1 protein-coding gene is annotated in these 441 nt (G+C 27.4%); it reads right to left on the reverse strand.

Going from position 1 to position 441, the window contains the following annotated elements; genetic code table 11:
* Positions 1-80: 80 nt before the first annotated feature.
* Positions 81-344 (reverse strand): hypothetical protein, encoded by a 264-nt coding sequence (locus tag GNY06_RS13165; RefSeq protein WP_166520511.1) that lies wholly within the window; start codon positions 342-344, stop codon positions 81-83.
* Between the last annotated feature and the right edge of the window lie 97 nt (positions 345-441).

A 441-nucleotide genomic window follows, 5' to 3' on the forward strand; every position in this document is an offset into this window, starting at 1 on the left:
ACTTCTTCAATAATAAGTCCTTTATCACTAGCTTGTTTTTTAAAAAGCTCTTGTGCCTTTATTCCTGCACGGTACCAATCTTAGAATAGGTTTTTATAGTTTTCATGACCTGCTACCTTGAAAGGCTCCCAATGTTCTTCTCTCGGATAAATAATTGAATCATCAGTAATCGTATCCACATAGCACAAACGCTCATAACTTTCTACATAGGTGTGCTCTATTTTTCCTTCAGTAATGTTTATAATATGATATCCTATAAATAATATTTTAAAATTTATTGGTTTATTTAATAGTTTTTTTTGTTTTTGCTTCCAATATAGTATTTTTTTCTTGTTTTTAATCACCTGTTATCGAATGATGTATATAAAAGACATAATGCTAGATTATTTTTTGCATAAGTGTGAGCGATGTATTAAAATATATAATCAATAAATTATTTAT

The organism is Elizabethkingia argenteiflava, from assembly GCF_009904105.1.
GTDB classification, from domain to species: domain Bacteria; phylum Bacteroidota; class Bacteroidia; order Flavobacteriales; family Weeksellaceae; genus Elizabethkingia; species Elizabethkingia argenteiflava.